General features: G+C 64.3%; 19 protein-coding genes. 9 read left to right on the top strand and 10 right to left on the bottom strand.

What is annotated here, in order from left to right:
- Positions 1-16: 16 nt before the first annotated feature.
- The 7 genes from J6595_RS09620 to J6595_RS09590 form a co-directional block, all read right to left on the bottom strand.
- On the bottom strand, positions 17-451 hold the full coding sequence (locus J6595_RS09620; protein ID WP_209594262.1) for a fimbrial biogenesis chaperone: 435 nt from the start codon (positions 449-451) through the stop codon (positions 17-19).
- Between the two features lie 7 nt (positions 452-458).
- A complete protein-coding gene (locus J6595_RS09615) occupies positions 459-914 on the bottom strand; it encodes a Csu type fimbrial protein (RefSeq protein WP_209594261.1) in 456 nt (151 codons plus the stop codon).
- An 873-nt stretch (positions 915-1,787) separates the two neighbouring features.
- Positions 1,788-3,275: a replicative DNA helicase gene (locus J6595_RS09610; RefSeq protein WP_209594260.1), complete on the bottom strand. Its 1,488-nt coding sequence runs from the start codon at positions 3,273-3,275 to the stop codon at positions 1,788-1,790.
- Between the two features lie 577 nt (positions 3,276-3,852).
- The gene (gene grpE / locus J6595_RS09605) at positions 3,853-4,569 is read right to left on the bottom strand and encodes a nucleotide exchange factor GrpE (protein ID WP_209594259.1); all 717 of its coding nucleotides are present in this window, start codon (positions 4,567-4,569) and stop codon (positions 3,853-3,855) included.
- Between the two features lie 168 nt (positions 4,570-4,737).
- Entirely contained in the window at positions 4,738-5,841 is a 1,104-nt protein-coding gene (hrcA, locus tag J6595_RS09600; RefSeq protein ID WP_209594258.1) for a heat-inducible transcriptional repressor HrcA, read from the bottom strand.
- 117 nt (positions 5,842-5,958) lie between these two features.
- The gene (locus tag J6595_RS09595) at positions 5,959-7,191 is read right to left on the bottom strand and encodes an NAD(P)/FAD-dependent oxidoreductase (RefSeq protein ID WP_209594257.1); all 1,233 of its coding nucleotides are present in this window, start codon (positions 7,189-7,191) and stop codon (positions 5,959-5,961) included.
- Positions 7,192-7,326: 135 nt separating this feature from the next.
- Positions 7,327-7,932, bottom strand: coding sequence for a Uma2 family endonuclease (locus J6595_RS09590; protein WP_209594256.1), 606 nt, complete (start codon positions 7,930-7,932; stop codon positions 7,327-7,329).
- Positions 7,933-8,451: 519 nt separating this feature from the next.
- Here J6595_RS09590 and rph point away from each other — a divergent pair.
- The 8 genes from rph to J6595_RS09550 all read left to right on the top strand — a co-directional run bounded on the left by rph (position 8,452) and on the right by J6595_RS09550 (position 15,131).
- Positions 8,452-9,174, top strand: coding sequence for a ribonuclease PH (gene rph, locus J6595_RS09585; protein WP_209594255.1), 723 nt, complete (start codon positions 8,452-8,454; stop codon positions 9,172-9,174).
- Positions 9,174-9,821, top strand: a complete 648-nt coding sequence (rdgB, locus tag J6595_RS09580; RefSeq protein WP_209594254.1) for an RdgB/HAM1 family non-canonical purine NTP pyrophosphatase — start codon at positions 9,174-9,176, stop codon at positions 9,819-9,821. Before rph ends, rdgB begins: the two co-directional genes overlap by 1 nt.
- A gap of 19 nt (positions 9,822-9,840) precedes the next feature.
- Positions 9,841-11,034 carry a radical SAM family heme chaperone HemW gene (gene hemW / locus J6595_RS09575; RefSeq protein WP_209594496.1) on the top strand — a complete coding sequence of 398 codons (1,194 nt, stop codon included), beginning with the start codon at positions 9,841-9,843 and terminating at the stop codon, positions 11,032-11,034.
- A 145-nt stretch (positions 11,035-11,179) separates the two neighbouring features.
- Entirely contained in the window at positions 11,180-11,410 is a 231-nt protein-coding gene (locus J6595_RS09570; RefSeq protein ID WP_209594253.1) for a DUF4160 domain-containing protein, read from the top strand.
- A complete protein-coding gene (locus tag J6595_RS09565) occupies positions 11,403-11,816 on the top strand; it encodes a DUF2442 domain-containing protein (RefSeq protein ID WP_209594252.1) in 414 nt (137 codons plus the stop codon). The genes J6595_RS09570 and J6595_RS09565 overlap by 8 nt, the downstream gene beginning before the upstream one ends.
- A gap of 431 nt (positions 11,817-12,247) precedes the next feature.
- Positions 12,248-13,765: a phosphotransferase gene (locus J6595_RS09560; RefSeq protein ID WP_209594251.1), complete on the top strand. Its 1,518-nt coding sequence runs from the start codon at positions 12,248-12,250 to the stop codon at positions 13,763-13,765.
- 65 nt (positions 13,766-13,830) lie between these two features.
- Entirely contained in the window at positions 13,831-14,727 is an 897-nt protein-coding gene (gene rsmI, locus J6595_RS09555) for a 16S rRNA (cytidine(1402)-2'-O)-methyltransferase (protein WP_209594250.1), read from the top strand.
- Positions 14,724-15,131, top strand: a complete 408-nt coding sequence (locus J6595_RS09550; RefSeq protein ID WP_209594249.1) for a YraN family protein — start codon at positions 14,724-14,726, stop codon at positions 15,129-15,131. Before rsmI ends, J6595_RS09550 begins: the two co-directional genes overlap by 4 nt.
- 67 nt (positions 15,132-15,198) lie before the next feature.
- On the opposite strand, the gene J6595_RS09545 is transcribed toward J6595_RS09550, so the two are convergent.
- Positions 15,199-16,155, bottom strand: coding sequence for a D-2-hydroxyacid dehydrogenase (locus J6595_RS09545; protein WP_209594248.1), 957 nt, complete (start codon positions 16,153-16,155; stop codon positions 15,199-15,201).
- Between the two features lie 248 nt (positions 16,156-16,403).
- On the opposite strand from J6595_RS09545, the gene J6595_RS09540 reads away from it, so the two are divergent.
- On the top strand, positions 16,404-17,501 hold the full coding sequence (locus J6595_RS09540; protein WP_209594247.1) for a tetratricopeptide repeat protein: 1,098 nt from the start codon (positions 16,404-16,406) through the stop codon (positions 17,499-17,501).
- A 28-nt stretch (positions 17,502-17,529) separates the two neighbouring features.
- On the opposite strand, the gene J6595_RS09535 is transcribed toward J6595_RS09540, so the two are convergent.
- Entirely contained in the window at positions 17,530-17,730 is a 201-nt protein-coding gene (locus J6595_RS09535; protein WP_209594246.1) for a CsbD family protein, read from the bottom strand.
- 116 nt (positions 17,731-17,846) lie between these two features.
- Entirely contained in the window at positions 17,847-18,635 is a 789-nt protein-coding gene (locus J6595_RS09530) for an SDR family NAD(P)-dependent oxidoreductase (protein ID WP_209594245.1), read from the bottom strand.
- Positions 18,636-18,661 lie beyond the last annotated feature (26 nt).

Below are 18,661 nucleotides of genomic sequence, written 5' to 3'. Positions count from 1 at the left end.
GCTGGCCGCCGCTCTGTCATTTGAAGATGACGGCAATCGCATGGCGAACGAGGATGCGAACCGTTCCCGGCCGGTCGTGGGACCTGTCGGGGATCTGGTCGACGATCAGGCGATAGGCCTCGCGCCCCTCCACGGGCCGGTTGCTCGTCCGCACGATGCGGATCACATTCTCCGCCCCCGGTGCGAGCGTGGCGATCGGCGGACTGACAACGACATCCCGCGTCGGCGACAAGATGTCCTTGCCGCCCTTGCGGGTCCAGCGGAAGATCCGCGCCTGCACCGTGACCGGCTGGCGGTCGTTGTTCCAGACCCGGACCGACGAAGCCTTCGTGCCATGCGGCAGGTCGAGGCTGATCGGCGAGACGCGCAGGCTCGCCGCGTTGCCGGAACCGACGGCCAGCATCAGGGACACTGCGATGCCGACGGCCAGGCTAAAGCGTCGAAACCCCATGCTGCGATCAGTCTTCACCGGTGATGCTGTCACCGTACCAGACAGTCGCGGTGATCGTGTCGCTGTAGCTGCCGGCGGGAACGTTCTGGCCGGTGGCCACCTCGCCGTAGACCGTCAGGGCGTCGCCGCTGCTACCGGCGGCCGAGCTGACATAGACGGTGTTGGTGCCCTGGGTGTCGCCCCAGACCGTTGCGTGAGCCGAGTCCTGATAGAGATTGTAATCCACAGTGTTGGTGCCGTCGGTGAGCAGACGCTGGGAGACGGTGGCTCCCGTCGTCGTGCCGGCACTCAAGCCGAGCTGGAACGGCGAGGCCTGCGTGCAGGTCACGGTGACCGTTCCCTCGGCATCGATGGCGCTGTCGATCAGGCCGGTCGATCCGAAGCTGAGATCGCCCGATGCGACAGTGCATTCCGAAGTGACCGTCAGGCTGACACCCATGGTGTCGGTTGCGGTCTGTGCCATCGCCGGGGCGACGCCCAAGCCAAGAGACGTTATGGCGGCTGCACATACGATACCGTATTTCATGTGGTTCCCCTTTTGGACTAATCCCGGCGGCCATCCAACCGCCGCACGAAGACCATTTGGCCTGATGTTTAGGCGCCTACGTATACTTACCGAACGCGCCGTCGCGTCGAATTCGTCGCGCTGCTCTCCGAAATCAGAATGTACGAAAGCGCTTGTCTTCGAACGACTATTTATCCGTACGCCAACATATTTGAACGATCAAATGAATGCATGCAGACGATCGATTGCATGGCCCGACAATACATTTTATTACAGCGCAATTTTGAAGAATTATATTTGAGCGAAGAAAGTTTTTATCAAAAACATTGAGGTTAACTGGCGTTAACGAATGAGGTTGTGCAGGCTGCCTTTCGCAACGGAAAAGCGTCTTCGGGCTCCCAACCAAGAATCTAAGCTTATGTGACGTTCTGTTAAAGTTATTATCGGCACGGTCCCCAACGTCTGCGTGCGTATTCCGCCCCTGCGGCATCAAGGAGGATGCACTGCCGCACGCCACGCGTGCTAACCACAGGGCAGGTCGATGAAGTGATTTTTTAAAACTTCGCACTGCTTCAAAATTGCAACAGTACGGGCAAGCCGCGGGATCCAAATACAAAACGGCCGTTCGGGACACCCGGTGACGGCCAGGCATCTGCATCGGACCGGCCGGCTGTCGTACGGCATATCGCCGCCGGGGCTACGGCCTCGGGTTGTTTCCGGCAGTCGCATCTCGGCAGTCGTGCCCAGCATGGCCGGACACGGCCTCCACGCCGCGTCACCATGACGGTGCGACATATCCTTTCGGATCAGGCCTAATGTGACGCGAACCGCCTACTCGAACCGTTCCGGCAGATAGTCCTCGTCGGCGAGGTCGCCGAAGCGGGTGAACTCGGCCTGGAAGGCGAGCGGCACGGTGGCGGTCGGGCCGTGGCGCTGCTTGGCGATGATCACCTCGGCCTTGCCTCTGGCGTCGTTCAGCGCCTGCTCCCATTTCAGATGCTCGTCGGTGCCGGGCTTGGGCTCGCGATTGGCGAGGTAGTATTCGTCACGATAGACGAACATGACGACGTCGGCGTCCTGCTCGATCGAGCCGGATTCGCGCAAGTCCGAAAGCTGCGGGCGCTTGTCCTCGCGCGATTCGACCTGACGCGAGAGCTGCGACAGGGCGATGATCGGGACGGCGAGCTCTTTCGCAAGAGCCTTCAGGCCGGTGGTGATCTCGGTGATCTCCTGGACGCGATTCTGGGCCGAGGCCTTGGACGAGCCCTGCATCAGCTGGACGTAGTCGATCACCATCATGTCGAGCCCGCGTTGACGCTTCAGCCGGCGGGCACGGGCCGCAAGCTGGGCGATCGAAATGCCACCGGTCTGGTCGATATAGAGCGGCAGGCGCTGCATCATCTCCGAACAGCCGATCAGCTTGGTCAGCTCCTGGTCGTTGATCTGACCGCGGCGGATCTTCGATGAGGAGATCTCGGTCTGCTCGGAAATGATGCGGGTCGCCAGCTGCTCGGCCGACATTTCGAGCGAAAAGAAACCGACGACACCACCGTTCTTGGCCTTGTAGGTACCGTCGGACTGGTCGGCCGGCTCGTAGGCGGCGGCGATGTTGAAGGCGATATTGGTGGCGAGCGAGGTCTTGCCCATCGCGGGACGGCCGGCGAGGATGATCAGATCCGACGGCTGCAATCCGCCGAGCAGCCGGTCCATCGCCATGATCCCGGTCGAGATGCCCGACAGCCCGCCATCGCGGTCCTTGGCCGCCGTCGCCATATGCACCGCGGCGGTGACCGCATCGGTGAAGGACTGGAAGCCGCCGTCGTAACGGCCCGTCTCGGCGAGGGAGAAGAGCCGGCGCTCGGCCTCCTCGATCTGCACCTTCGGCTCCATGTCGAGCGGCGCGTCGAAGGCGAGGTTCACCATTTCCTCGCCGATGCCAATCAGCGAGCGGCGCAGCGCCAGATCATAGACCGCGCGGCCGTAGTCGAGGGTGTTGATGATCGTCGTCGCTTCGGCCGTCAGCCGCGCCAGATACTGGGCGACTGTCATGTCGCCGATCTTGTCCTTGGCGGCGAGGAAGGTCTTGATCGTCACCGGATTGGCGATCTTGCCCATCCGGATCATCTCCGAGGTCTTTTCGAAGATCTCCTTGTGGATCGGCTCGAAGAAGTGATCGGGCTTCAGGAAGTCGTGGACAACGTAATAGGCGTCGTTGTTGACGAGAATCGCGCCGATCAGCGCCTGCTCGGCCTCGATGTTGTTGGGCGCCTCGCGATAGAGCGCCGCCTCTTCCTCGAATTTGCGCGCAGGCTCCGCCATCGCCGTAGCACCCCTCGTCGTCATGATCGCACGAAAGTGCATGACCTACACCAAGGCGCGATTCGCCACAAAGGAAACGAGCGGCTGACCGCCAACCACGACGTCGCCTTCTGGAAATGTGGATAAGGTGGGGATGGTAACGGGGATGACGGGCTACAGCATCGGCCCGAAAATCGAAATCGATTTTCGGAAAGCACGATGCGGTGATTCGATAAGTTAGAGCGTCCTTTGTGCGTCCATTCGGACGCACGGCGCTCGAAGGCGGCGCATAAACTTCGCCACCTTTTCGAAGACGCCAACTTTCCCCGTGACCTCATCCTGAGGTGCCCGGCCGCGCGCAGAGCGGTCGGGCCTCGAAGGGCGAGGCCTCACAGCCAAAGCGATTGTCCGCTTTTGTGGTGGCTGGGTCTGCGAGGTATCCGCCGACAGCGCTCCGCCTCGCCCTTCGAAGCCGCCTGCGGCGGCGCCTCAGGATGAGGGGACTGGGGCGATTGCGCCGTTTTTTTTTCGGAAGAATACCCGTCGTCGCGTTCTCACGAGCCGCTAGACGGGTCTGGCGCTGCCGTGATGGAGACGATCAGGCGCCGCCCTGCTCTGCCGTCGCGTCCGCCGGCTTGGCCTCGGCCGCACCCGCTTTCGGACCGCCCTTGGAAACGCCGACCATGGCCGGCCGCAAAACCCGTTCCCCGATCGCGTAGCCGGCCTGAACGACCTGCAGCACCGTGCCGTTGGGCACGTTCGGATTGGGGATTTCGAACATCGCCTGATGGAAGTTCGGATCGAAGCGCTGGCCTTCCGGATCGAGCTTGCGGACGCCATGCTTCTCAAGCGTCGAAATCAGGCCTTTCTCGGTCATCTCGACGCCTTCGATCAGCGCCTTGAGGCCGGAGGACTCGTCCGAGCGATGCTCTTCGGGCACCGCGTCGAGGGCCCGCGAAAGATTGTCGGCGACCGACAGCATCTCGCGCGCAAAGCCTGTCACCGCATAGGTACGGGCGTCCTTGATCTCGCGCTCGGTGCGCCGGCGCAGATTCTCCATGTCGGCGGCAAGCCGCAACAGGCGGTCCTTGACGTCGGCATTTTCGGCTTCCAGCGCGGCGACCCGCTCGGGGTCGATGCCTTCATCCATCTCCCCGGCATCGCCGGCCGCCTCTTCATAGGCCGCGGCCCCCGCGCCCCAGTGCGAGGCCTGCGCCGTGGCCGTGCCGGAGGCGGCGTCGCTCTCGGCGGCGGCGTTCTCGGTGGCTTCGGTCTCGTGGCTCTCGCCCTCATTCCTGCCGGTCTCGCTCATCATCCCTCCTTCGTCCCGTTCGTCTTAAGGGCGCCTTGTGACCTGTCGGTTACCGGCGCCGGTTGTCAGCCGCACGAAAGACACGGCCGCTGTCCCTTTCAGGAACCGCGGCGCCGAGCCTTTGCGCAAATGCGTTATCGCAGCGGGATATCGAATTGAATGCCCAAGAAATCAAGCCTCGCCGTCGCCGGACCTGTTCTGAAGGAGCCTCGATACGATCCGAGCCGTATAGTCGACCATGGGAACGACGCGGCGATAATTCAGCCGCGTCGGCCCGATGACGCCGACCGCGCCGACGACGCTCTCGGTGCCGCCTCCGCCCTTGTAGGGCGCGACGATGAGCGAGGAGCCGGACAGGGAAAACAGCTTGTTCTCCGATCCGATGAAGATCCTGACGCCATTGCCGGCTTCCGCAAGGCCGAGCAGCTCGATCATGCCGTTCTTGGTCTCGAGGTCGTCGAAGAGAAGGCGCAGCCGTTCGATGTCCTCGGATGCGGAAATGTTTTCCAGAAGATTCGCCCTGCCGCGCACGATCAACTGCGCCGGCTGTCCCGCAGAGGCGCCGGACCAGATCGCGAGGCCCTGGTCGACCAGTGCCTGGGACAGAAGGTCGAGCGCGCTCGACGTCTCGTCCTTCAAAGCGGCGATTCGCGCCTGCGCCTCGCCGAGCGTCCGGCCCACCACATGGGCGTTGAGGAAATTCGCCGCCTCGACGAGCTGCGATGCGGTGACGCCGGCCGGCAGGTCGAAGATGCGGTTTTCCACCTCGCCGTTTTCGCCGACGAGAACGGCGAGACCCTTGGTGGGCTCCAGCCGGATGAACTCGACATGCTTGAGGCGAAGGTCGGACTTCGTCGTCACCACGATGCCGGCGCCGCGCGACAGGCCGGACAGAAGATTGCTCGCTTCGGTGAGAAGGTTTTCCACCCCGCGCCCGTCGCCGACGAGCCGCACCTTCTCCTCGATCTCGTCACGTTCGGAGGCGGCGAGATCGCCGACTTCCAGAAAGGCGTCGACGAAAAACCGGAGACCGATCTCGGTCGGCATCCGACCGGCCGAGACATGCGGCGAATAGATCAGCCCGAGCGCTTCGAGATCGCTCATCACGTTTCGCACCGAGGCCGGCGACAGCGACGAGGTCAAAAGCTTCGACAGCATGCGCGAACCAACCGGCTCGCCCTGATCGAGATAGCTCTCGACGATCAGCCGGAAGATCTCGCGGCCGCGATCGTCGAGCGGTGGAACCTGAATTCTGGCCAGGTCACTGACGGACATCAAAAACCCAAAAGGCCGGGGTGAAACATGGTCATACTATAGGGATGCGGCGCGACGGATGAAAGACGCGCCCGATCGTCGCTGCGCCCGCCGCGCTGCGTTTGCGCCCTGCCAAGGTCAGGACAGACGTGCTGGAGACAAGGCTTCCATCACCGGATCAGCTCTTCCCGCCATCAGATCGGCCAGCAGCACGCCGGTCGTCGGTCCGAGCGTGAACCCCTGATGGCCATGGCCGAAATCGAACCAGAGCCCGTCATGCCTGGGGGCTTTGCCGACGACTGGCAGCATGTCCGGCATGCAGGGCCGCGTGCCATGCCAGGGGCGGTTCTCCACCGGGCCGCCAAAATCCAGCACCTTACGGGCTCCCTCTTCCGCCTCGTGCAGCTGGCGAAGGTTCTGCGTCGCCTGCATGGCCGTCAGCTCGGCGCCGGTGGTGATGCGCATCCCCGCTTTCATCGGCACGAACACCGCGCCGACGGAAGCGTCCATCAGCGGCTTGTCGAGCGGGTTGTTCTGGAAATGCTGATGATAGCCGCGCTTGCGCACCATCGGGATCTTGTAGCCGAAACGCGTCAACAGCTTGGGAGACCAAGCGCCGAGGCAGATCAGAGCGTCCTTCGCGGTGATCACGCCGTCATGGGTGTCGATCCGCCAGCCGGTCTTGTCCTGTGCCAGCGTCTCGGCATCGCCATCGAGCAGCTTGCCACCGCGCTTCAGGAAAAGTTCGCCATAAGCGCGCGTCAGATCGCCGGGGCTGGAGCAGCACCAGGAATCGGTCCAGTGGATTGCGCCGGCAAAGCCGGGCTTCAGAGCCGGCTCGGCCGCCATCAGCCTCTCGCCGTCGAGCGCGGTGAAGCCGACACCGAAAACCTCGTTGATCCGTTCGGCCTTTTTTACCGCCGCCGCGAGCTTCGCCCCGTCCCGGTAGGCCTGATGGAAGCCGTCCCTGCGGATCAGTGCGTCGGCTCCGGCCGCCTCGATCAGGGGGGCATGATCCTCGCGCGAGCGGCGGATCAGCTTGCCGTATGTCGCGGAGATGGTCTTCAGCCGGCCGGGCTGGGAATTGCGGAAATAGGCAAGAAGGCTGCGCAGCTCGGCCAGGATGGGCTCGACATGCCACTCGACGTCGTTGGTGCGCTTCAGGGCGATGGCCAGCAGAGAAGGAATATCCGTCGGCATGGCATAGGGCTCGACCGCCTCCGCCTGAATGATCCCCGCATTGCCGTAACTCGCCTCGCCTGCAAAGCTCGCCTTGCGATCGACGATCACGACGTCCTTGCCCTGCGCCTGCAACGCCAGCGCGGCGCCGACCCCCGCCATGCCGGCGCCGAGAACGATCACGTCGGTCATTGGCAGTCCTGTCCTGTTGTTACGCTGTTTTGCCGAGAGGTTAGTCGGCTGGAAGCCGAGAGCAAGCGGATTTTGCGGCGCAAAAGAACGGGTCGTACCGTTTTGAGGCGTGATCCGGCAGCAAACGCGGACTGCTCAGCGGGGCGTCGGCCCGTCAACCAGCCGCAGCGACGGGCCCGGCGCGGGATCGAGCGTCGCATAGATCTCGGCGACGGCCAGCGATCCGCCGATCTCGGGAAGCGGAATGGTCTCATCCAGGACGCCATACTTCTCGACGCGCCACCTGCCCTCAATATCCCGTCTGTAGAGCTTGAGAGACAGGACGTCGGGATCGACGAACAGGATGAGCCGGACATCCGGGTGCGACTGGTATTCGTCGAGCTTGTCGGTGGCATCGATCGCCGAGGTGCCCGGAGAGGCCACTTCCACCACCATCGCCGGGCACGACGCCTCGATCGCGTCCGGGTCGGACGGTCCGCAATCGACCACGACATCAGGATAGCGGATTCCGGCGGCCGAGGTTCTCACGGCCGTATCGCTGGCGGTGGTGCGGCAGCCGCCTCGCCGCGCCTGCGGCAGGAGCGCCGCTACGATGTTGGCGGTGACGACGTTGTGGCTTTGCTTGGCGCCGGTCATCATCCGGACGATACGGCCGTCGACGAGTTCGAACCGCTCTTCCCGGGTTGCGGCCCACGCAAGAAACGCGTCTGCCGAAATCCGAGCCTCTTCCTGAAGAGCCATGGCACTATTTCCAGAATTGTCGCCTGCCGACCATATGGTCGCAACCGCAGCAGGGCAACGCAGGTGGCGGCAAAGCACCCGCGATTGACGCCGGCAACGCTATCCCCTCGATCTCGCCAAATTGCCAGCAACGCGATCGCCACCCGGCTCGTCATCCCGGGCCTGACCCGGGATCCATTCCTCGGCGGCGAAGCGATAATCCGTTGTTGAACGGGTCCCTCTCTCCGTCTTTTCAGTCGGAACCGGCCGCCAAAACTTCCTGAAAACGACTTTATAGCGGATCGGCAGAGGCATGGATCCCGGGTCAAGCCCGGGATGACGAGGTGGAGGGGGCAGCGCTTCAGCTTGCGTCCCTCGCAGCGGGACAGGCGGCACTGCGCCCACGATGACGCCCCCGCTGAAATCGCTTGCGCTTCGCACCGCCGAACCCTTTGCGCGCAGCGCCCTTTCCCGATACAAGCCCGGCGCAATAACACGCCATTAACCATGACAATTCGAAGCAAAAGCGAGACATCCGCCATGCGCCCTTCCAAACGCCCCAATGACGCCATGCGCGACGTCTCGATGGATACCGGCGTCTCGCGCCATGCCGAGGGCTCCTGCCTCGTCAGATTCGGCAATACCGAAGTTCTGTGCATGGCAAGCCTCGAAGAGCGCGTGCCGCCGTTTCTGAAGAACACCGGCAAGGGCTGGGTGACGGCCGAATATGGCATGCTGCCCCGCGCCACCGGGGACCGGATGCGCCGCGAGGCGGCCCAGGGCAAGCAGTCCGGCCGCACCCAGGAGATCCAGCGGCTGATCGGCCGTTCGCTGCGCTCCATCGTCGATCTGCAGGCGCTCGGCGAGCGCCAGATCACCGTCGACTGCGACGTGCTGCAGGCCGATGGCGGCACGCGCACCGCCGCGATCACCGGCGGCTTCGTGGCGCTGTCCGAGTGTTTGAAGTGGATGGAGGAGCGCTCGATGGTGAAGCGCCACGACGTCCTTCTCGGCCATGTCGCCGCCGTCTCCTGCGGCATCTACAAGAACGAGCCTGTGCTCGATCTCGACTATGCCGAGGATTCCACCGCCGAGACCGACGCCAATTTCGTCATGACAGGGGCCGGCGGGATCGTCGAGATCCAGGGCACCGCCGAGGGCGCGCCCTTCTCGGAAGACGAGTTCCTCAACCTGTTGAAGCTCGCACGCAAGGGCATCGGCGAGCTGGTCGAGACCCAGCGCCAGGTGCTCGGAGATCACTGATGGCGCTCTTGACCCCGGAAGACGGCCCCCTGCTCGTCGCCAGCCACAACAAGGGCAAGATCTGGGAAATCCGCGAGCTGATGGAGCCCTTCGGCTTTCAGGTGACGTCCGCCGCCGACAAGGGCCTCGACGACCCCGAAGAGACCGGAAACACCTTCGAGGAAAACGCCGCGATCAAGGCGCTCGCCGCCCTGAAGGCGACGGGTCTCGCCTCGCTGTCGGACGACAGCGGTATCGCAATTGAAGCCTTGAACGGCGATCCCGGCATCTATTCGGCGCGCTGGGGCGGCCCGGACCGCGACTTCGCCATGGCGATGCGCAATGTCGAGGAGAAGCTCCAGGCGGCCGGCGCCACCACGCCAGACAAGCGCAAGGCCACCTTCGTCGCCGTTCTCTGTCTGGCGCGCCCCGGCCATGAGCCGGAGTTCTTTCGCGGCGAGGTCGACGGGACGGTCGTCTGGCCGCCGGTCGGCGACAAGGGCTTCGGCTACGATCCGATCTTCCTGCCCGAAGGCGAGAGCCGCACCTTCGGCGAGATGATGTCGGCGGAAAAGCATGCGTGGACGCCGGGCCAGAAAAAACCACCGCTGTCGCACAGAGCCCGGGCCTTCCAGAAATTCGCGCAACACGCCCTCGGGGTGGAATGACGGGGACGAGATGAACGTGATGTCGCCGCACAAGACCGCCGGAATTCTGCCCTTCGCCAAAGTGCCGGCCGCTCCAGGCTTCGGGGTCTACATCCATTGGCCGTTCTGCGCGGCCAAGTGCCCCTATTGCGACTTCAACAGCCATGTGCGGCGCTCGCCCGTCGATCAGCCCCGCTATGTCGCGGCCTTCGAGCGCGAGCTGAAGGAGGCGGCGCGGCGCTCGGCCGGCGAAACGGTGACCTCGATCTTCTTCGGCGGCGGCACGCCGAGCCTGATGGCGCCCGAGACCGTCGGCGCATTGATGGACGCCGTCGCAGCGAACTGGACGATCGCCCCCGAAGCGGAAGTGACGCTGGAGGCAAACCCGTCCAGCGTCGAGGCCTCGCGTTTCCGGGGCTACCGTGCGGCGGGCGTCAATCGCGTTTCGCTCGGCGTCCAGGCGCTGAACGATCCTGATCTCAGACGCCTCGGCCGGCTGCACGACGTCAAGACGGCGCTCGAAGCCATCCGCCTCGCCCGCGAGATCTTCCCGCGCCTGTCCTTCGATCTGATCTATGCCCGGCCGAACCAGACGGTCGAAACCTGGGAAGCCGAACTCAACCAGGCGATCGATCTCGCTGCCGATCATCTGTCGCTCTACCAGCTGACCATCGAGATGGGCACGCCCTTCTTCGATCTCCACAAGGCCGGCAAGCTGATCGTCCCGGACGGCGAACTTTCTGCCGAACTCTACGAGACGACGCAGCAGATCACGGCCGCGCGCGGCCTGCCGGCCTACGAGATTTCCAACCATGCCGTCCCCGGTGCCGAATCGCGGCACAACCTCAGCTACTGGCGCTACGGCTATTATGCCGGTGTCGGCCCCGGCGCCCATGGCCGTCTCAAGGGCGAAAACGGCCAACGCCACGCCATCGCCAACGAGCCGCTGCCGGAGACCTGGCTGAAAATGGTTGAAAGCTGGGATTCAGGCGCTCTGACCGACGAGGCCTTGAGCCTCGAAGAACAGGCCGACGAACTCCTGCTCATGGGGCTGCGCCTGACAGAAGGGATCGACCTTGCTCGCTGGCGCAAGCTCGCCGGCCGCGACATCGACCGGGCGAGTGAAAACGATCTGGCCAGCCACGGGATGATCGAACGCCTCGGCCCGGACCGGATCCGGGCGACGCCGGCGGGGATGATGGTGCTGGACGCGGTGGTGGCGGATCTGGCGTGAGCTAATCCAAAACCACGTCAAGCATTCTCAATTAATGACTGCGAGCGGCGATTGCGCGTCCCCCCTTGGCGCCGGTCAAAGGCAGGGGGCCGACGGTACAAGACCCACGCTTCCAAAACCCAACTAGACGGGTTATACTGTCTGGATGGTCACAGTGCTGCGATCCGGTCCGTTCCGCATCGTCGTCTTCAAGGACGATCACCTGCCGGCACATGTCCATGTGTTCGGCGACGGTGAGGCGAAGATCGACATCTCCGGCTTGGCGCCGCGCCTGATCCTGAACACGATGCGAAAGGGCGAATTGCGCAAGGCAACTGAGCTGATCGCTGAGCAGCAGGTGTTCCTGCTTGAGAAGTGGAGAGAAATCCATGGCTGAATTCGAGTTCTCCGCAAGCGAAGTCGAAGCCGCCACCCGCGCCACTGACGATGATCTTGCCTCGCGCCCACAGCCGAAAAGCGCGCGCTATGACGCTGATTCCGGCCGAATCGTCGTCGAGTTCACGAACGGCTCGGCATTCATGGTGCCGGCGCGGTCACTCCAGGACCTGCAGCAGGCCAGCGACGAAGACCTGGCGGAGGTCGAGCTTCTCGGCAACACCGGGCTCCATTGGGAAAAGCTCGACGTCGACTTCACGATCACCGGCCTGATGTCCGGCATCTTCGGCACCGCCCGCTTCATGCGCGAAGTACAGTCCAAAGGCGGCAGGTCGCAGTCGGCAGCCAAGGCGGCGGCCGCCCGCGCGAACGGCAAGAAAGGTGGACGACCGCGCAAGTCGGCTTGATTTCGGGCGACCGAGACCATGGTGCCCCGCTGTGAACGCACCAATACCGGTGCAGCATAGCGCAACGGACAGGCGGCGTTGACGGGACGGTTGGATCGGCGACTGCGGGATGCGCTTCGGACGTGACCATATCGGCATCGCCGGTGGAACGACGGTTCTGCGATATCCATGCTCGTCCGGCAGGCTGGCAAGGAGCAGCGGCAGGGGCGATCCCGCTGACGCTTGCCTCAGTCACCATGGCCGGACAGAGGCGGAAGGCCGCTCGACAGTCGCTGCATCAGACATCCCGTGCCTGGAGGACGTTAGCCGCGACTATATTTATGGCTGAACTGCAACTTTCATTATCGTAAGCTTTCATTTGCATCATGGGTTGACGCCCTTCGAGACCGGCGTTGCCTCTATCGTTCAAGCCTTACAAACGCTTACTCTGCATGTTTTTCGGTTTTCTGCCTCCATCCCATTTCGTGAACAACCTCAACGGATTGGCGCCCGACTTCGATCCCGCCATGCTTGACAGGCTGGCTCTCGATTGCGGCTGGTCGAGGGAAACTCACGGCGGCGTTTCCGTGCTCGTCGCCGGAAGCAATCCCGAAAAATACGCGGCCTTGGCGCTGCGTCTCGGGGCTGCGAGCGTGCATATGCTGGCTCCCAAAAGCGTTTCCGACGCCCGGGTGCGCGTCATGGCCGAGCGTTTGGGGATCCCGTTCGTCCGCTCGATTGGCGGTCCTCGACAGATCGCCGACATGCCGCCGAGCTTCGTCGTCGTGATGAGCGATCCATCATGGCTCGGCAAGACCGAGCCGCTTATGACGGAGCGGCTGAAGGCCTGCCTGAAGGTCATGCGCGGACGAGTCTTCGTGCGCTGCGATCGCGCACGCCCGGCGCTTCTGGCGGGACGGATCTTCCGCACCTCGCTGACCAAAAGCGCCCGGGCGGTGGAATGCGGCGAGATCCTCGCGCGCCTGTTTCACAACGTCCTGATGGTTCGCCGGCCGACGCCGAACGCGGGCGATATCTGGTATCGCGCGGAGGTCTCCCGTGAGGCGGCGCGCGTTCTGTCGGCGATCAAACACGCGACCCCGCTCGACATCGGCTTGTCGAAAGGGCTGAACTACATTGAGCTCGTCTCGGTCGCCGGCGAGTTGAAGGCGCTCAAGGTCGTGCCGAGGGACAGCCCGATCGCGCGGCTGGACGACGCGACCTTCGACCAGCTGATGCAGACCCTCTCTGGTGTCGAGCCGTCGATCCTGTCACGGCCGGAGCCGATCGGGCCGCACTATCGCGGCCGGGGCCTCGACGGCCTGGCGCGGCTGCTGGTGCCTTATATCGACATCGATGACACCTCGAAGATCGACGATGCGACGGTTCTCGAATGCCTGTTGAAACTTCGGCAGGTCCTGCGCGCGGCGCAAGAGAGCCATGTGCACGGGCTGCGCGAGGTGTCCGACCGCATCCCGCCCTTCTCGCTCGACGAGATCACCGATCAGGCCCGGCAAACGTTCGAGGGGCTGGGACTTGCCGAGATCTGCCGTGCGGCCGCGATCAGGATGGCGGATTACGACCGGTCGCTCGAGGATTGCGTGATCCATGGCGATCCTCACTGGGGCAACATCGTCAAGGACAAGAGCGGCCGTTACCAGTTCATCGACCTCGATCTGATGCGCACGGGAACGGCATTCTCCGATCTCCTGATGGGTGCGGCGACGCTTGACGGGCCGATCGAAGCGATGGCCGACGCGCTTCTGCGTCTTGAGGAAGAGGAAGGCAGACTAGCCACCCGCTTCGATTTCGACTTCACCATCATGCAGTTCGTCGGCTGGCTCGTCGTCGACAAATACCAGGGCTGGGACACTGCTCCGGACAAGTTGCGAACCGTCAGCGAGGCGATCCGCAAACTCGATCTTCTGGCGCAAACGCGTGCCGGCGATCCGCTTGACGGCGGCCGGTGAGACGACGGCCCGAAATCGAGCGAACGACTGTCGGAAAGCGGCAGCCCTTCGTGTAGACCAGCGCCATGACAGATCAGCCCGCCCCCTCGCCCCGCTTCACCCTCTTTAGCCAAAGCCGCGCGGCCCCGAAGCCCGAGCCGGCGCTCTATCTCGTGGCAACGCCGATCGGCAATCTCGGTGACATAACCTTGCGGGCGCTGGAGATCATTGCCGGCGCCGATCGTCTCGCCTGCGAGGATACCAGGGTGACGGGCAAGCTGCTCCAGCGCTTTGCCATCGAGCGACGGATGACGCCCTATCACGAGCACAACGCCGAAACGGCCGGTCCGCAGCTGATCGAGGCGGTTCAGACCGGCCTTTCCGTCGCGCTCGTCTCCGATGCCGGCACGCCGCTGGTCTCCGATCCGGGCTACCGGCTGGTGCGCGAGGCGCTGGAGGCGGGCTTAAGGGTCGTGCCGATCCCGGGCGCCTCGGCGGTGATCACCGCGCTCGCCGCCTCCGGCCTTCCATCCGACGCGTTCTTCTTCGCCGGTTTCCTGTCCCAGAAGGCAAAGGCACGGGCAGAGCGGCTGGAGACGCTCGGCCGTGTGCCCGGCACGCTGATCTTCTTCGAGGCCCCGCACCGAATCGCCGCGAGCCTTGCCGCCATGGCTGAGGCCTATCCGGCGCGCGAGGGGGCCGTCTGCCGGGAGCTGACCAAGCTGCACGAGACGATCTATCGCGGGCCGCTGCCGCAGCTTGCCGGTGAGTTCGCGGCCATGGAGGAGATCCGCGGCGAGATCGTCGTGTGCATTTCGCCGCCGCCCGAAGAGGCCACCGCAAGCGCGGAGGATGCCGACGCAATCCTCGCCGGCCTGCTGGGCGAGATGAAGCCGACGAAAGCTGCCCAGGAAGCAGCGCGGCTGACCGGGCTTCCCCGGCGCGATCTCTATCAGCGCGCGCTGGAACTGAAAGGGAAATGAGCAGCCGCACTCCGAAGAAGACGCAGGCAGGCAGCCGCGAACAAGACCGGCGCCGCCGCCATCTCTTCCGGGGGCATCGCGGCGAGACGCTGGCCGCATGGGCGTTGCGCCTGAAGGGTTATCGGATTGTCGCCCGGCAATATCGCACCAGGCTCGGCGAGATCGACATCATTGCGAGGCGCGGCGATCTCGTCGCCATCGTCGAGGTGAAGGCCCGGCCGACGCTGACGGGCGCCATGGATGCGGTCGGCCCGCAATCCCAGCGCCGGATCGAGGCAGCGTCGGATCTTTGGCTGGCAAAGCAGAAGGACCATGCCCGCCTATCGATCCGCTTCGACATCGTCGCCGTCCTGCCGCGCCGCTGGCCGGTGCATGTTAAGGATGCCTGGCGGGGCACGCCCTGAGCCCGGTGAGCGATGAAAATGGCGGCGGCGGCAACTCGTCAAACCCCAGCCGCAGCGCGTCCGCTTTTCAGACCACCCGCCGCACCGGCTCGCCCTCGACGAATTTGTCGATACTCTCGACCACCTGGCGCCAGACCTCGCCCATCGCCTCGTTGCTCGCCCAGGCGACATGGGGCGTGACGATGACGTTCGGCCGGCCGAGCACCTGCAGGAGCGGATTGTCGGGCGCCGGCGGCTCCTTGGTCAGAACGTCGAAGCCGAAGCCAGCGATCAGCCCCTCTTCCAGAGCCTGGACGAGATCGGCCTCGTCGACGAGGCCGCCGCGCGAGGTGTTGATGATCAATGGCTTCTTCTTCATCCGCCGGAATTCGGGCATGGCGAGCACATTGCGCGTCTTTGGCGTCAGCGGTGCGTGGAGGGTGATGACGTCGGCGGTCTCGATCACCTCGTCAAAGGGCGTATAGAGCGGGCCCAATCCCTCGACGCCCTTGTGGGCGGCGAACATGATCTTCATGCCGAACGCCTCGGCGCGTTTCGCGACCCCCTGGCCGATGACGCCCTCGCCGATGATCCCGAGCCTGCGGCCGGCGAGATCGAAGATCGGATGGTTGAAGAAGCAGAACTGGCCGGCCTTCTGCCATTCACCGTCGATGACGTCCTGCCGATAGCCGGGCAGCGAACGCGACAGCAAAAGGATCAGCGCCATCGCGTGGTCGGGCACGGTGTTCTCGGCATAGCCGCGCACGTTGGAGACGGCGATGCCGCGCTCGCGGCAGGCCTCGATGTCGATGACGTCGTAGCCCGTCGCCGCGACGGTGACGAATTTCAGATCCGGCAGCTTTTCAAGGCTCTCGCGGCGGATCGGCACCTTGTTCGTCACCGCGATCGTCGCGCCCTGCAGCCGCTCGACCACCTCCTCGGCCCTGGTCGAGGCATGCTCGACCCATTCGTGCGTCGCCGAAGGCTTGGTCAGCGCGATGTCCGGCCCGATGGTGTCGCGGTCGAGGAAGACGATTTTGGTCATGGGCGAAAATCTCCGGTCGCGTGGTGCCACTGCCGATTGTTAAGCAGGACTGCGACGGGTCTGTCCACGCCGGATGCACCCGCAGCCCGCCTCAAGCGCTCGCGGCGGCGGTTTAGCGGCCCGTTCACCTCTTGTTGCGATGATGCCTCCTGATTGCCTGTCCTCATGTCGACAAGGCTCGCCAGCTTCGAGCGCGAAGCGGTGTGTTCGATCGAGGGCTTGCGGCGCGACGAAACCGGGGCGGTGAGATGAAAGGCTGGCTTCGACCGGGTCTGGCCGGTCACCAGAAGACTGCGACCGGTGCGACGCGCAGAAGCGGCAGGGCCGAACACGGCATCGCCCGCGCAGATGTGTCCCCTGCCGGTCGCCTCGTCGCCCTCCTCTGCCTTTGCGTCGTCTTTGCCGCTTCCGCCCGCGCCGGGCCGCTGGAAGCGACCACCGCCGACGGCATCAAGGTGGCCGTTCTCGGCTGCGATGCGCATTGTCTTCATTTCGCAGGCGACGGGGTTCTCGTCACGATCGGCGATGACCGTGTGGTCATTCGCAATGATATGATCGCTCTCAACGGCGAGGAGCAGGCAGTCCGGGAATTCAGCAGAATAGCGATCGACGCGACCGGCTGGGGCCTCGCCATTTCGGCCGACGACGAGCCGGTGGCGAGCGTCGCTGCGATGGACGGCCTTCGCGCGGCGGCCAAGGCCGGCAATCCGAGCGCCCTCAACGATCTGGCGCTGCACTTCGTCACCGGTATCGGCGCCCCGCGCGATACCCGTCGTGCCGCCGAACTCTATCGCCGGGCTGCCGAAGCCGGCCTTTCGGTCGCCGCACGCAATCTGGGTTTCCTCCTGTGGGACGGCGAGAAATCGATCCAGGACAGGACGCAGGCGCTCCGCTGGTTCCAGGAGGCGGCGGAAGCGGGCGACGTCACCGCGCAGAAAATGCTCGCCCACGCTCATGAGGACGGCATCGGCACGTCGAAAAACCTGGTCGAGGCGCGGCGATGGTACGAGGCCGCCGCCAGGGCGGGCGATGCGGCCGCGATGAACAATCTCGGCAATCTTCTCAAGTCCGGCACGCCAGAGGACAGGCGCCGCGCCGCCGCCCTGCATCGCGCGGCCGCCGACAAGGGCCTTGCGGTCGCCGCTTTCAACACCGGTTTCGATCTGTGGGAGGGCGACGGTGTCGAACAGGATCGTGCCGCCGCGCTCGACTGGTTCGAGCGGGCGGCAAGAGCGGGCTCGACCGAGGCTGCACGGATGCTTGACGCAATACGCGATACGGGTGTTGCCGCTCAGCTGGACTCCGCCCGCAAAAAGCCCCGCGCCGCAACGGCGCGAGGCTCCTGAAGATCATAGGGCAGAGCGGCCATCGGGCCTACTGGCGGCCGTTGACCCAGTCGTCGATCTGGCGGTGAGCCTCTTCCTTCTCGATGCCATACTGTTCCTGGATCTTGCCGGCCAGGATGTCCTTGTTGCCGTCGATCTGGTCGAGGTCGTCGTCGGTCAACTTGCCCCACTGTTGCTTGGCATTGCCGCGAAACTGCTTCCACTTACCTTCGATCTGATCCCAATTCATTGGTTCAATTCTCCCGTTTGTGTTCCAAGGGACAACGGGCCTCTTCGCTTTGCAGTTCCGTGAAAGTTTCGCGACCGAACGAAAATCGGGCCGTCAGCTCCCGAGAAGAGCGCGGATCAGACGGTCTTGAGCATGCCTCCATCGACGAAATAGGTGGAGCCGACGCTGTAGCTCGCCTTGTCGGAGCACAGGAACACGAAGAAATGCGCGACCTCTTCCGGCGTCGCAAAGCGCTTGATATCGGCGTGCACGTCGGCGACCGTCTGCAGATGTCCTTCCCAGTCGCCGCCGGTATCGGCGGTCAGCTGTCGTGCCGTCTTCTTCCAGTCCGGCGTGAGCACGAGACCGGGATTGATGCAGTTCACCCGGATCTTGTCGCCGATCACCTCGGTGGCGAGGTTCTTGGAAAACATCATCAGCGCCGCCTTGGTGACATTGTAGATCGGCTCGTAGGACAGCGGCTGGACGGCGCAGATCGAGGCGTTGTTGAGGACGACACCGCCGCCCTTCGCCTTCATGTGCGGGACGAGGCCGCGGGACAGCCGTACCGCCGCCATGACGTGGAGATCGAAGTAGGACTGCCATTTCTCGTCCGGGGCCTCCATGATCGTCTCGTTGGAGCCGGTGCCGGCATTGTTGACGAGGATGTCCGCGCCACCGAAAGCCTTGGTGGCCTCGATGATGGTCTGCGTTCCTTCGGCCGTCGCGACATCGGCCGCAACGGCGACCGCGCGAACGCCGTTGGCAGCGGCGATCCGGGCAGCCTCGGCCTCGGCGCGCTCCTGTCCCCGCGCGACGATGACGACATCGGCGCCTTCAGCCGCGAGCCCCTCGGCGACGGCAAGTCCGATGCCGATCGAACCGCCCGTCACGACGGCGATTTTGCCCGTCAGTCCAAGATCCATGACGTGTCTTCCTCCCTCTTTGATCT

The sequence above is a fragment of the Jiella mangrovi genome (assembly GCF_017815135.1).
Classification (GTDB): Bacteria; Pseudomonadota; Alphaproteobacteria; order Rhizobiales; family Rhizobiaceae; genus Jiella; species Jiella mangrovi.
This window is presented reverse-complemented; position numbering and strand designations above follow the sequence as displayed.

Excerpts from the sequence above, each read along its gene's own strand:
- J6595_RS09620 (WP_209594262.1), bottom strand. The coding sequence starts at position 451 with ATGGGGTTTCGACGCTTTAGCCTGGCCGTCGGCATCGCAGTGTCCCTG.
- J6595_RS09615 (WP_209594261.1), bottom strand. The coding sequence starts at position 914 with ATGGCACAGACCGCAACCGACACCATGGGTGTCAGCCTGACGGTCACT.
- J6595_RS09610 (WP_209594260.1), bottom strand. The coding sequence starts at position 3,275 with ATGGCGGAGCCTGCGCGCAAATTCGAGGAAGAGGCGGCGCTCTATCGC.
- grpE (WP_209594259.1), bottom strand. The coding sequence starts at position 4,569 with ATGATGAGCGAGACCGGCAGGAATGAGGGCGAGAGCCACGAGACCGAA.
- hrcA (WP_209594258.1), bottom strand. The coding sequence starts at position 5,841 with ATGTCCGTCAGTGACCTGGCCAGAATTCAGGTTCCACCGCTCGACGAT.
- J6595_RS09595 (WP_209594257.1), bottom strand. The coding sequence starts at position 7,191 with ATGACCGACGTGATCGTTCTCGGCGCCGGCATGGCGGGGGTCGGCGCC.
- J6595_RS09590 (WP_209594256.1), bottom strand. The coding sequence starts at position 7,932 with ATGGCTCTTCAGGAAGAGGCTCGGATTTCGGCAGACGCGTTTCTTGCG.
- rph (WP_209594255.1), top strand. The coding sequence starts at position 8,452 with ATGCGCCCTTCCAAACGCCCCAATGACGCCATGCGCGACGTCTCGATG.
- rdgB (WP_209594254.1), top strand. The coding sequence starts at position 9,174 with ATGGCGCTCTTGACCCCGGAAGACGGCCCCCTGCTCGTCGCCAGCCAC.
- hemW (WP_209594496.1), top strand. The coding sequence starts at position 9,841 with ATGTCGCCGCACAAGACCGCCGGAATTCTGCCCTTCGCCAAAGTGCCG.
- J6595_RS09570 (WP_209594253.1), top strand. The coding sequence starts at position 11,180 with ATGGTCACAGTGCTGCGATCCGGTCCGTTCCGCATCGTCGTCTTCAAG.
- J6595_RS09565 (WP_209594252.1), top strand. The coding sequence starts at position 11,403 with ATGGCTGAATTCGAGTTCTCCGCAAGCGAAGTCGAAGCCGCCACCCGC.
- J6595_RS09560 (WP_209594251.1), top strand. The coding sequence starts at position 12,248 with ATGTTTTTCGGTTTTCTGCCTCCATCCCATTTCGTGAACAACCTCAAC.
- rsmI (WP_209594250.1), top strand. The coding sequence starts at position 13,831 with ATGACAGATCAGCCCGCCCCCTCGCCCCGCTTCACCCTCTTTAGCCAA.
- J6595_RS09550 (WP_209594249.1), top strand. The coding sequence starts at position 14,724 with ATGAGCAGCCGCACTCCGAAGAAGACGCAGGCAGGCAGCCGCGAACAA.
- J6595_RS09545 (WP_209594248.1), bottom strand. The coding sequence starts at position 16,155 with ATGACCAAAATCGTCTTCCTCGACCGCGACACCATCGGGCCGGACATC.
- J6595_RS09540 (WP_209594247.1), top strand. The coding sequence starts at position 16,404 with ATGAAAGGCTGGCTTCGACCGGGTCTGGCCGGTCACCAGAAGACTGCG.
- J6595_RS09535 (WP_209594246.1), bottom strand. The coding sequence starts at position 17,730 with ATGAATTGGGATCAGATCGAAGGTAAGTGGAAGCAGTTTCGCGGCAAT.
- J6595_RS09530 (WP_209594245.1), bottom strand. The coding sequence starts at position 18,635 with ATGGATCTTGGACTGACGGGCAAAATCGCCGTCGTGACGGGCGGTTCG.